The sequence below is a fragment of the Rickettsia endosymbiont of Cantharis rufa genome (genome assembly GCF_964026445.1).
Taxonomy (GTDB): domain Bacteria; phylum Pseudomonadota; class Alphaproteobacteria; order Rickettsiales; family Rickettsiaceae; genus Rickettsia.
In genome coordinates this window covers 1,064,886-1,078,066 of sequence record NZ_OZ032150.1, presented here as the reverse complement: position 1 = coordinate 1,078,066, position 13,181 = coordinate 1,064,886, and the positions used below count along the sequence as shown (strand labels likewise).

Below are 13,181 nucleotides of genomic sequence, written 5' to 3'. Positions count from 1 at the left end.
ATTAAAAATATGATCATCGATGTCAATACTCCCATTCCTTCTAGATTAGATAAATATTTAAAGCGTTTATATCCTTTATTGACTCAAGGAATAATAGAGAAAGCACTACGTCAAAAACAAATTACCGTTAATTCTCAGAAAGCAGAAGCAAATTTAAGGGTAATAGACGGCGATGAGATTGTAATTAACGATAAGTTTAATTTGCCTGTTAAACAACCTGAAAAATTAGTTTTTACCGATGCTGAAATTAAGTTAGCGAAGAAAATTACTACTAATTATTTAATATATGAAGATGATAATTTAATAGCTATAAATAAACCGTCAGGGATTGCTACTCAAGGCGGTAGTAAAATAAATTTATCTATTGACGCTGCATTAAAATATCTAAATCACGTGGGAGCAGATTTTATAGTCAATTCGGTTGAACTTGGATACAAGGAGCAAGAAGCAAAGCCTATATCTAATATGAGAGCGATGAGTGACGATGTAGGCAAGTTTAAATCAATTGACTATAAGCTAGTACACAGGCTAGATAAAGAAACAAGCGGCTTGCTTTTAATAGCTAAAAATTATTTAAGTAGCGTAAAGCTCCATGATGCTTTTAAAGAAAAAATGGTCGTAAAAAAATATCTTGCCGTAACCTATGGAAAACCAATTAAAGATATAGGAGAAGTTAGAAATAATATAGGAAAAAGCAATGGTAGCACACCTAAAATTATAGATATTGACAACGAAAATGGTAAACTTACCATTACTTATTATAAATTACTTAAATCACTTGATAATAACTTATTTTTAATTGAATTTACTCCGGTTACAGGTAGAATGCATCAATTAAGGTTGCATGCTAAATTATTAGGTTGTCCTATACTTGGAGATGATAAATATGGTAATAAAGAAATAATGCCATATAGTAAATATATGTTCCTGCATGCTAATAGTATATGTTTATCTGAAAAGGTTTTTGGTAAAGAGATTAATCTAGAAGCAAAATTACCGTTTTATTTTACTAAATGTCTTACATAACTTGCTTCTAAAGGTAATTTGTGTGTTGATCCTAACGCCTCATCCCCACATACTTTTTTGTACGCTGCGGTTTGAAGTGAAGGGGCTCTCTCAAATTCCTATTTATTAGCGAATGTTTGTAAGATGTCTAATGATAAGTTTGTGGAGTGTTGAAGTTATGTCTCGTAAGTATTTTTTATTATTTTTTCTTTTATTAATTAGTAATAGTAGTTTTGCAGATATACAGCAAAGAATCAATGAGGCAGAAAAAGAATATATAAGTAATAGATTTTTAAATGCCGTTTTTATGTTTACCGATGATTATAAATCTTTATTAACCGGTGCTAAGGGAATCTTTGCTTTAAATGGTGAGCAATTAAAAGCAAATGAAATGATGCCTATTGCTTCTGCTACAAAGCCCTTTACGGCGGCAGGAATTTTAAAACTACAAGAACAGGAATTATTAAATATTAACGATAAAATCTATAAATATCTCGATCCAGAAATGTGGGGAGGAAAAGTGCCGGATTGGGCATATAAAATATCTATCCATAATTTATTGACGCATAGTAGCGGTATTACCGAATATTTTAGTTTTGTTAAGCTTGATTTAAATATGTCTAAGAAAGAGATTCACAAGAAAATATTACAATTTGTTTCTTCTAAGCCTTTAGAAATATCTATAGGAAAAAAATTTAAATATAGTAATACTAATTTTGTTATACTTGGTATGATTATCGAAAAAGTAGCTAAAAAAGATTTAGGTAACTTTTTTTATGATGAATTTTTTAAACCTCTTAATATGAAATCTACTAGTTTTGCTTCGTATAGTGAAGCCGCTAGAATCCAAAAAAACGTTATTAGTTCTAATTATCCGGTAAGATATTTTTTAACGCCCAATAATAGTAATAAACCTATATTTACTCCTGTAACTGTCGATTTTTTAGCAGTTCCTTGTGCAGACGGGGGTATAATATCTACACCAAACGATTTAGTTAAATGGTATAGGGCATTAAATGAGGAAAAAATTCTTTCTAAGAAATCTTATAAACTTATGACTACTAAATATTTTTTAGCAAAAGATATAGAAGGTCGTAAATCTTATATGGGGTACGGTATTTTCCTTACCAATCTTGATTCTAAGCATTTAATGATTCATTATACTGGAAAGGCTCTCGGGATACAAAGTGAAGCGGGATATGTTTTGCCTAATAATCTTTACTTTGCTATACTCAGCAATACTATGATTAAAATTCCGAAAGATGAAAAAGGAAAAATTGACATGAAAAATCCTTTAAATCAACTCGGAATAATTTATTTCAGGAATGCAATAATAGAAGCAGCTATAAAAAAGGATTAAATGAAGATAGTTACTTGGAATATTAATTCATTGCGCCTACGGATTGATTTATTAAGAAAATTAGCATATGAACATCAGCCGGATATTATTTTACTTCAAGAAACAAAGGTAGATGATTCATTATTTCCTCTTGAAGTTATTAAAAATATAGGCTATGAACATGTAATATATTCAGGGCAAAAATCATATAACGGTGTTGCTATTATTTCTAAATTTCCTTTGAATAATGTTTTTTCATTGGAGTTATATAATAGTGATAAAAGGCATATAGCAGCTATAGTTAATGATATAGAAATACATAATTTTTATGTTCCTGCTGGTGGCGATATACCTGATATAGAGGTAAACTTAAAATTTAAGCATAAGCTCGAATATGTAAGGTTAATGCAGGAATGGTTAACTACTAACCGTACTAAAAACGATAAAATTATCATTGTCGGTGATCTAAATATCGCTCCGCAGGAGCATGATGTATGGTCAAGTAAGCAGCTGCGAAATGTTATCAGTCATACCGATATTGAGCGCTCATTATTGATAGAGTTACAAAACTCGTTAGGTTTTATCGATAGTAGCAGGCATTTTGTTTCGCTTGACGAAAAATTCTATACTTGGTGGAGTTATAGAAATATAGACTGGAAAAAATCTAACAGAGGTAGAAGGCTTGATCATATTTGGGTTAGCGATAATTTAAAAGATGCATTATTTTCTATGCATTTATTATCAGAAACACGTGATTGGTCGCCACCTTCGGACCATGTGCCGTATTTTGTGACTCTCGATGTCATTCCCGCGTAGGCGGGAATTCAGGGTAAAGCGAGATAAATCGAGCTTTTAAAAAAACTTTACAAGTATTGGGTTCCCGCCTACGCGGGAATGACATAAAACGCTACGGGATGACAATAATCTTAAGGAGTAATTAGTGAATATTAAACCATGGAAATATAAACCGACAAAAGAAGAATATTTAAGAGCTTTCAAGGAAATGCTATTAGTACGTCGCTTTGAAGAGAAATGTGGACAGTACTATGGTATGGGAGAAATTGGCGGTTTTTGTCATTTATATATAGGGCAGGAAGCAGTAATTACTGCTGTAAATATGATTAAGCAAAAGGAAGATAGTACGATTACTAGTTATCGTGACCATGCTCATATTATTTTAGCAGGTACAGATCCTAAATACGTTCTTGCTGAGCTTATGGGGCGAGCTACAGGTTGTTCAAAAGGTAAGGGCGGCTCGATGCATTTATTTGACGTACCAAACAAATTTTACGGTGGACACGGTATAGTAGGGGCTCAAGTGCCGATAGGTACAGGGCTTGCTTTTGCTGAAAAATATAACGGTACGAATAACATCTGTTTTACTTTTTTAGGTGATGGTGCGGTTAATCAAGGTCAGGTATATGAAGCCTTTAATATGGCTGCTTTATGGGGTTTGCCGGTAGTTTATATTATCGAAAATAATGAATATTCGATGGGTACTTCCGTTGCTCGTTCTACCTTTATGCGTGATCTTTACAGAAAAGGAGAGTCATTCGGTATAACGGGATTTCAGCTAGACGGTATGGATTTTGAGCAAGTTTATGATTATTCTAAGCAAGCAGCAGAATATGTTAGAGAAACTAGCCAGCCGTTGATATTAGAAGTAAAGACTTATCGTTATCGTGGGCATTCAATGTCCGATCCGGCAAAATATCGGAGCAAAGAAGAAGTGGAGCAATATAAAGAGCGCGATCCGTTAGTAATAATAAGAAAAATGATACTCGACAATAAATATGCGACTGAAGCGGATTTGAAAGAAATAGAACAGGTGGTAAAAGAAATTGTGAAAGAAGCAGTAGAGTTTTCAGAAAATTCATTGCTGCCTGATGAGGTAGAGTTGTATACCGAGGTATATTGTTAGGACATCATTGCGAGCGACTGAAAGGAGCGTGGCAATCTCAGGAAATTAAAACTAGATTGCCACGTCGCTTTGTTCCTCGCAGTGACGTTTAATTTAATTCAAATAAAAAGAAAAATGCAAATAACGATACGTGAAGCATTGTGTGATGCGATGCAAGAAGAGATGATAAGAGACGACAAAGTTTTTGTCATGGGTGAGGAAGTTGCAGAATACCAAGGAGCTTACAAGGTAACCCAAGGATTACTAGAGAAATTTGGTCCTAAAAGAGTAATTGATACACCTATAACGGAATATGGGTTTGCAGGGCTTGCAGTTGGGGCAGCTTTTGCAGGACTTCGCCCAATTGTGGAGTTTATGACCTTTAACTTTGCTATGCAAGCATTCGACCACATAGTTAATTCAGCTGCAAAAACTCATTATATGTCAGGTGGGCAGGTCAAATGCCCGATAGTATTTAGAGGGCCAAACGGAGCAGCAAGTAGAGTAGCTGCACAACATAGCCAAAATTATACAGCTTGTTATGCTCATATTCCAGGGTTAAAAGTAGTAGCTCCTTATAACGCCGAAGATCATAAAGGGCTTATGATTACAGCTATTAGAGACGATAATCCCGTTGTTTTTTTAGAAAATGAAATTTTATACGGTCATAGTTTTGACGTACCGGAAACAATCGAGCCTATACCTTTTGGTCAGGCAAAAATTTTAAGAGAAGGTAGTAGCGTCACTATAGTCACTTTCTCGATTCAAGTAAAACTTGCCTTAGATGCTTCAAATATTTTACAGAATGATAATATTGATTGTGAGGTTATTGACCTGCGTACTATTAAGCCTCTTGATACTAAGACAATAATAGAATCAGTGAAAAAAACTAATCGTTTAGTTGTAGTGGAAGAAGGATGGTTTTTTGCTGGCGTTGGAGCAAGTATAGCTTCTATTGTTATGAAAGAAGCTTTTGATTATTTAGATGCTCCGATAGAGATTGTCAGCGGTAAAGATGTTCCTCTTCCTTATGCCGTTAATTTAGAAAAACTAGCCCTGCCGAGTGAGAGCGATGTAATAGAAGCCGCTAAAAAGGTGTGTTATTATAGTGCTTAGATACATTAGCTTAGTTTTTTCGTCATTGTTGCGAGAAAAAATCTAAAATTTAGACGAAGCAATTCAGTTAAAAATTCTGTAAATCAGAATTTTTTAATTATTTTTCTGGATTGCCACGCAGTCTACGGCTGCTCGTAGATGGTAGCCACGCAACAACGCCATGGGTGTTGTTGCATGGCTCGTTTATGCCATTCCCGCACAGGCGGGAATCCAGAAAAATAAGTATAAATACAGCAAATTTTTGAAATTAAAAGCTCGATGTATCTCGCTTTATGCTGGATTCCCGCCTACGCGAGAATGACATCGATTCCTAAGTTGACATTTATGCGTTTCTGTAGAAATGACAGTAAATTACTTCGCAGCTCTTTTTCGGTCGTTAGGGTCAAGCATAGCTTTACGCAAACGTATAGATTTAGGTGTTACTTCAACTCTTTCATCGTTTTCTATATAGCTGATAGCTTGCTCTAGTGTTAAAAGCACCGGTGGTGTTAACCTTATCGCTTCGTCTTTACCCGAAGCTCTAACGTTACTCAGTTGCTTCGCTTTAAGCGGGTTTACCTCTAAATCATTATCACGGCTATGTTCGCCGATAATCATACCTCTATATACTTTATCGCCAGGGTTTATAAACATTTTCCCCCTTTCTTCTAGATTCCATAAAGCATACGAAACCGCTGCCCCGTCACCGTTAGAGATAAGCACGCCGTTACGCCTTCCCTCGATAGCTCCTTTATAATCAGCATATCCGTGGAAGATACGGTTCATAATTCCCGTGCCTCGAGTTTCGGTTAAAAACTGACTGTGATAGCCGATTAATCCTCTAGATGGCCCAATAAACGTAACACGGCTTTTACCACCGCCCGATGGTCTCATGTCAGTCATTTCGGCTTTTCTAAGAGCTAAAGATTTTACGACTACTCCGACATAATCATCATCAACGTCAACTTGGATTTCTTCCATAGGTTCTTGTTTATTGCCTTTCTCATCGGTTTGGAATAATACTTCCGGTCTGCTGATAGATAACTCAAATCCTTCACGACGCATAGTTTCGATTAAGATACCAAGTTGTAACTCACCACGCCCCGCAACTTGGAAAGCATTTTTCTCAGCGGTTTCGGTAACTTTTAATGCTACGTTACTCTCAAGTTCACGCATTAACCTAGTTCCAATTAAGCTTGACGTCACTTTTGTCCCTTCGCTTCCTGCAAGCGGTGAGTCGTTAACGCTAAAAGTCATGGATAAGGTAGGTGGATCGATCGGTAGAGACGGTACAGCCTGCGTTACTTCTGGTGCGCAGATAGTATCGGCAACGTTGGCATTTTCAACGCCTGCTACGGCAATAATATCGCCAGCTGTAGCCTCATCTATAGCGATTCGCTCTAAGCCTCTAAATGCTAATATTTTAGTGATACGTCCAGTTTCAAGTACTTTATTTTCACGGCTTAATACTTTGACATTTTGGTTGATTTTAACAGCTCCGCTTTGTACACGTCCCGTTAAAACCCTACCAAAAAAAGAATTATATTCTCTAGTAGTAACAAGCATAGAAAACGGTGTTTTATCATCGGCTGCGGGCGTTGGTACATGCTGTACTACAAGGTCAAAAAGTGGGGCTAAATCATCTGCTAAATTGTCCAAAGGATTGATTTTATCATCAAAGGTTAAAGAGGCTCTTCCTGCTCTACCTGAGGCATAAACTATAGGGAAATCAAGTTGATCGTTATTTGCTTCAAGTGCTACAAATAGCTCAAATACTTCATCGATAACTTCCACAATTCTTTGATCATCTCTATCGATTTTGTTAATAACAACAATAGGTTTTAAGCCGAGATTTAAAGCTTTAGAAAGCACGAATTTTGTTTGTGGCATCGGTCCTTCGGAAGCGTCGACAAGTAACACAACACCATCAACCATGCTTAATATGCGTTCTACTTCACCGCCAAAATCGGCGTGTCCAGGTGTATCGACTATATTGATGCGGATATCGTTCCACATAAGAGCGGTGCATTTGGCAAGTATTGTTATCCCACGTTCACGCTCAAGGTCGTTAGAGTCCATAGCACGCTCGGCAACTGCTTGGTTAACTCTAAATGTACCGCTTTGTTTAAGCATATTATCGACAAGCGTAGTTTTCCCATGATCAACGTGGGCAATAATTGCTATATTACGAATAGATGTCATCTTTAAAATTCTCTCAAGTTTACAATAGTTTCCCGTATTATACACTAAAATACTAAAAATTGGAATAAGGTTCTTGAAAAAGAAACTGATTTAACTTCAGAATAAAAATTACTAAGAATTTTTAAACTTTAAAATAAGAGAAATTAATGAACGAAAATATAGCACTACTTATATTTGATTTTGACTAAACTTTAGTTAAAGGACATTCGCATTATTATGTTGGAAAATGAGTATGGGAGCGTATAGGTAGATATATGGCTAATAAGGTTTTTGATTCAGATAAAATACGTGATCAGGTGATAGCTGAGCTTACTAAATATTGGTCTATACAGTTAATGGAAGAATTTCTAGATGATAACAATTTAGGTTGGAAAAATAAAGAGCAATTAGTACGTCTTTTTAAAAATATTATATATTCGGTTATAAAATAGCCATAGCATCATTTGGTGATTATCCTGATGCCGTAAAATACGCATTGGAACAGTTATTAGGAAAGGAAGATGCGGCAAAAGTTTATATAAAATCAAAGTTGCCTGCTGGTAGTGTTGAAAAGATACAACTTTGCGATAAAGTACCGTATATCAAAGAAATAATGAGTAATACCGAAATAACGAATAAAGCAAATGTATTTTTCATGGATGATACTAAAAAGCATACCGATGCTGCAAAAGACTATGGTACTATAGCAGTTTTGGTCAAGAACAAAGGAACAGAGCATATTGATAAAGCTTTTAATTTTTTATATGAATTTGATGAACAGCATGAAATTTATGTCGAGTTAAATTATCTTGATGCTGCACCCCCTCTTAGTGAAAAAGATTTAAAGCAAAAAAATAATAGAAAATATTGGATTTGAACCTATTTCGGATGATTATTATTCAAATGGCAAAGATACGCTATGGGGGAACGGGAATGTGTAAATGTTAGGTAACGGCAACGGCTAAGTTTTTAATTATAGACAAATCGCTTGGTGTTATTTATTCTTAGAATTAATATGGGGGGTTGCTCCAATGTCATTCCTACATAGACGGGAATCCAGAAAAAAGCGAGATAAATCGAGCTTTTAATTTTAAAAACTTACTGTGTATACATCTTTTAATGACTGGATTCCCACCTACGCGAGAATGACATAAGTATACGAGAATGACATCCTTAAATATAATCCAAATTATAGGACCAAAAATGATATATCGAATATTATGTTTATGTATATTAATAATAAATTTGCCGGTTATGGCAAAGATAGAAAATATAGTAAATAAAGACGGTGATTTTAAAGTTAGAGTAGCCGTTGTAGACGTACAATCCGTCCTAGAAGGATCGATTGCTATTAAGGACCTACGTAATAAAATCGAAAAGCTTAATCATAAAATTCAAGAGGATATCGCTGCAAAAGAGGCTGAATTTAAGCCTATGGAAGAAAAGCTGATAAATGCAAGGGCTTCTTTAAGTGAAGATGATTTTGAACGAAAAGTAAACGAATTTAATGCAAAAGTTAGTCACGTTAGAAAAGAAATTCAGATTAAGAAAACAAAACTTGAACAAGCTCACGCTGAAGCTATGAGTAGAGTTCATGAAACAACTATAACGATAATTAGTGATTTGGCTGAGAAATATAATCTTAATTTGGTAATTCCAAGTGCTCAAGTCTTATATGCTAAAAACAATTTAAATATAACTTCTGAAGTGACTTTTATGTTGAATGAGAGATTAAAAGAAGTAACAATTAACTATTGATAGTGTTGTATATGTCATTCCCGCGAAGGTGGGAATCCAGTAAAACCTATAAAAACTAGTTTTTTTATAGGTTTATTTTGTTAATTAACATATAATTTTTGTACTAATATCCAATTTTTTTCTGGATTCCCGCTTCCGCAGGAATGACATAAACAAGCCGCGCTATGTATTTAACAAGAGAGTATTTAATATGGCAGAATTTACACCGATTACAATTGCATACGGAGACGGAATAGGCCCTGAAATAATGGAGGCAGTGCTTTATATATTGCGTAAAGCGGAGGCTCGTATTCGCCTAGAGACCATTGAAGTAGGTGAAAAGCTTTACAAGAAGCATTATACCTCGGGCATAAGCGAAGAAAGCTGGGAATCAATACAACGCACCGGCATTATGCTTAAAGCCCCGATTACCACACCACAAGGTGGAGGATATAAAAGTTTAAATGTTACGATTCGTAAAACATTACAGCTTTTTGCTAATATTCGCCCTTCCGTCTCGCTTTATCCATTTACTAAAACTCTGCATCCAAATCTAAACCTAACTATTATACGTGAAAACGAGGAAGATTTATACGCAGGTATAGAATACCGCCAAACGCATAATATGTATGAGTCAATGAAGTTGATAAGTCATACAGGATGTGAAAAAATTATTAAATATGCTTTTGAATATGCGGTAAAAAATAACCGTAAAAAAGTCACGTGTTTAAGCAAAGATAATATAATGAAATTTTCCGATGGGGTTTTTCATAAAGTATTTAATGAGATTGCAAAAGAATATCCGCAAATTAATAATGAGCATTATATTATCGATATCGGGACGGCAAGGCTTGCTACCAAACCGGAAATATTTGACGTTATCGTGACTTCTAATTTATACGGTGATATCATATCCGATGTAGCTGCCGAAATTTCGGGCTCGGTAGGGTTAGCGGGTTCTGCAAATATCGGGCAGCATTATGCGATGTTTGAAGCAGTACACGGAAGTGCCCCCGATATTGCAGGTCAGGATATCGCTAACCCGTCAGGGTTGTTAAATGCTGCTATAATGATGCTTGTTCATATAGGGCAGGGTGATATTGTTACATTAATCGAAAATGCTTGGAAGAAAACTATAGAGGATGGAGTTCATACAGCCGATATATATAATGAGCAAAATTCTAGTAAAAAAGTCGGTACAAAAGAATTTGCTGAAGAAGTAGTGAAAAGACTAGGGCGGCTACCAATAAAATTACCTAAAGCAGATTATCCCTTAATTGCCGAGAAACAAGAAAGCAATATAGATTATAAAATTGATACCAAAGAAGTTAAGAAATTGGTTGGTACAGATATATTTGTAAATATAAATGTATCTTCCGCTCATGATATAGCAGATAAAATTAATAAGCTCGATATTGGTAATTTTGAGTTAAAAACAATCTCGTCAAAAGGGTTAAAATTGTGGCCTCGTGATACAAGATTTGAGACTATATCCGATCATTGGTGTTGTCGTTTTATGACTAAAGGCGGTTCAGAGCTTAAACATCTAGACATTACTAAACTGCTTGAAGCTTTAAGCAAAGCAAATATCGATTTTATCAAAGTAGAGAATTTATTTGAGTTTGACGGTGTGGCAGGTTATAGCTTGGCTCAGGGTGAATGAGAAAAGGATGTCATTCCCGCGAAGGCGGGATCCAGTAAAACCTAAAAAACTTGTTTTTTTAGGTTTATTTTATTAATTAATATGTAATTTTGTACTAGTATTAAGATTATTTTCTGGATTCCCGCCTACGCGGGAATGACATGAAAATGTAGGGATAACATAACAAAGAAATAAAACAATGACACTATATTATATCGGAATTTTATTAGTAATTACTGGATTATTTGCTATATTTTCAGGTATAATCGGGTTTTTTAGATTTCCTGATTTTTATACTAAATTACATGCCGCAAGTGTTATTGAAAGTTTAGGAGTGCCTATCTGCTTATTAGGTTTTGCATGTATTAATGCAGATATTGTTAGCTCTGTTAAATTAATTTTAGCGGCTTTATTGATTTTTCTACTAAATCCGGTAGCAACTCATGCACTTGGTAAAGCCTCTTTGCTTTCTGTGTCATTCCTGCGGAAGCAGGAATCCAGAAAAAAATTAAAAAAGACTGGATCCCGTGATCAAGTCGCGGGATGACATTTACTACTGGATTCCCGCTTCTGCGGGAATGACATTAGATATCAACATCTTATAAAACTAATGAATACAGCTTTAAATTTTGATATTGGAAATTACCTACTTAACTTAATTGTTTTTTTATTGATTTTAATATCCATAAAAATAATTTTTACTAAAGATTTGCTAAATGCAGTGATTGCTGCCTCTGTCTTTAGTTTATTAATCGGGGTATCTTATCTCATTATGGATGCTCCGGACGTTGCAATGACTGAAGCGGCTCTTGGAGCTTGCTTATCAACATGCGTATATTTAAATTTATTACGCAAATTACCCCCTGATTTAAAAAATATAGAGAGAACTAATATTATTCCCGCAAGTTTAATATGTTTATTGTTTGTAGTAACTCTTACTTATATAGGGCTAGAATTACCGAATTACGGCAAGGATAATGCCCCTCTTCATATGTATGCAAGTAAGTATTATATCGAGAATACTAGCAAAGATATTGGAGTCCCCTCTCTTGTTGCAGCTATTTTAGCTAGTTATCGAGGTTATGACACTTTAGGTGAAACTAGCGTAATTTTAATAGCAGGAATTGCTGTGTTGTTGGTATTTTCAAAGAAACTTGAGGAAGTAGATTCCCGCACGCAAGATGTCATACCGTGGCTTGACCACGGCATGACAAAACCCACAACTATACTTAAAGCATATCCGATAATAAAATATATCACTGGCTTTATAATACCTTATATAATTTTATATAGTATATATATTCAGCTTAACGGTGAATCTTCGCCGGGCGGTGGGTTTCAAGCTGGCGTTATATTTGCGTCTAGCCTCATTGCTTATGATCTGATTTATGGAAAGCAATATTTCCAAACTAATATATTGATTTCCGTTGCCGTTTTAGGTGTATCAATATATGCAATCGTAGGAACGACATCATTATTCTTTAATGATAATTATTTAAATTATTATTCACTAACAAATTTTATCAATGATAAGCTGCTTGCCCAACATATCTTTATAGTTATTGCTGAAATAGGAATAGGTTTAACTATCGCAGCTACTATGTATTTAATTTACAATGTACTTAATAGTTATGAATAATCTATTCGTATTAATTAAGCATGAATTTATAGTGCAGAATCGCATTAATAATATAATTAAATATTTAGTGATATTTTTTTTATTTTGCATAATTAGTACTGTTTTAATTAATAGCGAGAAAGATATTACCAAATTCGGTTTAATTTTTTCGGTAATTTGTTTATTAATTTCATTAATCGGTTTTTCTTCGGTTATATTTAAATCTGATTTAGAAGACGGAAGTTTAGAGTTATTATTATCAATTGTTAGTCATGAAAAAATTATATTGGCTAAATTTTTTGCTATATTTATCAGTAGTACGGTAGGGCTGGTTCTTGTTTTACCCGTTATTTATGTTTTTTTTGATCAAACTTTGCTTGAGATAATATTTTTCTTTATTAGTGTATGGATGATATTAGTTTTATCAAGTAGTTTAGTAGTTTTATCCGGTAGCGTACAATGTTATTTTAAGAAGAATGCTAATTTTGTTGGTACATTTATTATGCCGTTATTAATTCCAAATATTATAATGACGGGTTTAATATTACAAGATAATAACTTACGATTAATTTTTATTATGATAGGAATTAATTTAGTATTTTTACCGGTTTCGTTCTTCTTAAGTTCCTATTTAATTAAAAATATTTATAATATTACGTGATTT

The 13,181-nt window shown here is 34.3% G+C and carries 13 protein-coding genes; 12 read left to right on the top strand and 1 reads right to left on the bottom strand.

Features of this window, described 5'->3' with window-relative positions; all coding sequences use genetic code 11:
• Window positions 1-9: 9 nt before the first annotated feature.
• The 5 genes from AAGD46_RS06145 (at window position 10) to AAGD46_RS06120 (ending at window position 5,360) form a co-directional block, all read left to right on the top strand.
• Complete coding sequence (locus AAGD46_RS06145) at window positions 10-1,026, top strand: RluA family pseudouridine synthase (protein ID WP_410525928.1); 1,017 nt, start codon at window positions 10-12, stop codon at window positions 1,024-1,026.
• A gap of 157 nt (window positions 1,027-1,183) precedes the next feature.
• On the top strand, window positions 1,184-2,365 hold the full coding sequence (locus tag AAGD46_RS06135) for a serine hydrolase (protein WP_341787918.1): 1,182 nt from the start codon (window positions 1,184-1,186) through the stop codon (window positions 2,363-2,365).
• Window positions 2,366-3,160 carry an exodeoxyribonuclease III gene (gene xth, locus AAGD46_RS06130; RefSeq protein WP_341786949.1) on the top strand — a complete coding sequence of 265 codons (795 nt, stop codon included), beginning with the start codon at window positions 2,366-2,368 and terminating at the stop codon, window positions 3,158-3,160.
• 124 nt (window positions 3,161-3,284) lie between these two features.
• Entirely contained in the window at window positions 3,285-4,265 is a 981-nt protein-coding gene (pdhA, locus tag AAGD46_RS06125) for a pyruvate dehydrogenase (acetyl-transferring) E1 component subunit alpha (RefSeq protein WP_341786948.1), read from the top strand.
• Between the two features lie 114 nt (window positions 4,266-4,379).
• Window positions 4,380-5,360, top strand: a complete 981-nt coding sequence (locus tag AAGD46_RS06120) for a pyruvate dehydrogenase complex E1 component subunit beta (protein ID WP_341786947.1) — start codon at window positions 4,380-4,382, stop codon at window positions 5,358-5,360.
• 351 nt (window positions 5,361-5,711) lie between these two features.
• On the opposite strand, the gene typA is transcribed toward AAGD46_RS06120, so the two are convergent.
• Entirely contained in the window at window positions 5,712-7,541 is a 1,830-nt protein-coding gene (gene typA / locus AAGD46_RS06115; protein WP_341786946.1) for a translational GTPase TypA, read from the bottom strand.
• A gap of 254 nt (window positions 7,542-7,795) precedes the next feature.
• Between typA and AAGD46_RS06110 the strand changes: the two genes are divergently transcribed.
• From AAGD46_RS06110 to AAGD46_RS06080, 7 genes are all read left to right on the top strand, one after another.
• Window positions 7,796-7,972: a hypothetical protein gene (locus tag AAGD46_RS06110; protein ID WP_341786945.1), complete on the top strand. Its 177-nt coding sequence runs from the start codon at window positions 7,796-7,798 to the stop codon at window positions 7,970-7,972.
• Between the two features lie 44 nt (window positions 7,973-8,016).
• Window positions 8,017-8,397, top strand: a complete 381-nt coding sequence (locus tag AAGD46_RS06105; RefSeq protein ID WP_341786944.1) for a hypothetical protein — start codon at window positions 8,017-8,019, stop codon at window positions 8,395-8,397.
• A gap of 326 nt (window positions 8,398-8,723) precedes the next feature.
• On the top strand, window positions 8,724-9,278 hold the full coding sequence (locus AAGD46_RS06100; protein WP_341786943.1) for an OmpH family outer membrane protein: 555 nt from the start codon (window positions 8,724-8,726) through the stop codon (window positions 9,276-9,278).
• Between the two features lie 190 nt (window positions 9,279-9,468).
• Complete coding sequence (locus AAGD46_RS06095; protein WP_341786942.1) at window positions 9,469-10,920, top strand: NADP-dependent isocitrate dehydrogenase; 1,452 nt, start codon at window positions 9,469-9,471, stop codon at window positions 10,918-10,920.
• Between the two features lie 178 nt (window positions 10,921-11,098).
• On the top strand, window positions 11,099-11,446 hold the full coding sequence (locus AAGD46_RS06090) for a Na+/H+ antiporter subunit G (RefSeq protein WP_341786941.1): 348 nt from the start codon (window positions 11,099-11,101) through the stop codon (window positions 11,444-11,446).
• Window positions 11,447-11,509: 63 nt separating this feature from the next.
• Window positions 11,510-12,538, top strand: coding sequence for a DUF4040 domain-containing protein (locus AAGD46_RS06085; RefSeq protein ID WP_341786940.1), 1,029 nt, complete (start codon window positions 11,510-11,512; stop codon window positions 12,536-12,538).
• Window positions 12,531-13,178 carry a heme exporter protein CcmB gene (locus AAGD46_RS06080; protein WP_341786939.1) on the top strand — a complete coding sequence of 216 codons (648 nt, stop codon included), beginning with the start codon at window positions 12,531-12,533 and terminating at the stop codon, window positions 13,176-13,178. The genes AAGD46_RS06085 and AAGD46_RS06080 overlap by 8 nt, the downstream gene beginning before the upstream one ends.
• The last annotated feature ends 3 nt before the right edge of the window (window positions 13,179-13,181 follow it).

What these genes read in the sequence shown, in the direction of transcription:
- AAGD46_RS06120 (WP_341786947.1), top strand. Translation starts at nt 4,380, where the DNA reads ATGCAAATAACGATACGTGAAGCATTGTGTGATGCGATGCAAGAAGAG.
- AAGD46_RS06135 (WP_341787918.1), top strand. Translation starts at nt 1,184, where the DNA reads ATGTCTCGTAAGTATTTTTTATTATTTTTTCTTTTATTAATTAGTAAT.
- AAGD46_RS06145 (WP_410525928.1), top strand. Translation starts at nt 10, where the DNA reads ATGATCATCGATGTCAATACTCCCATTCCTTCTAGATTAGATAAATAT.
- AAGD46_RS06110 (WP_341786945.1), top strand. Translation starts at nt 7,796, where the DNA reads ATGGCTAATAAGGTTTTTGATTCAGATAAAATACGTGATCAGGTGATA.
- typA (WP_341786946.1), bottom strand. Translation starts at nt 7,541, where the DNA reads ATGACATCTATTCGTAATATAGCAATTATTGCCCACGTTGATCATGGG.
- AAGD46_RS06095 (WP_341786942.1), top strand. Translation starts at nt 9,469, where the DNA reads ATGGCAGAATTTACACCGATTACAATTGCATACGGAGACGGAATAGGC.
- AAGD46_RS06100 (WP_341786943.1), top strand. Translation starts at nt 8,724, where the DNA reads ATGATATATCGAATATTATGTTTATGTATATTAATAATAAATTTGCCG.
- AAGD46_RS06085 (WP_341786940.1), top strand. Translation starts at nt 11,510, where the DNA reads ATGAATACAGCTTTAAATTTTGATATTGGAAATTACCTACTTAACTTA.
- AAGD46_RS06090 (WP_341786941.1), top strand. Translation starts at nt 11,099, where the DNA reads ATGACACTATATTATATCGGAATTTTATTAGTAATTACTGGATTATTT.
- xth (WP_341786949.1), top strand. Translation starts at nt 2,366, where the DNA reads ATGAAGATAGTTACTTGGAATATTAATTCATTGCGCCTACGGATTGAT.
- AAGD46_RS06080 (WP_341786939.1), top strand. Translation starts at nt 12,531, where the DNA reads ATGAATAATCTATTCGTATTAATTAAGCATGAATTTATAGTGCAGAAT.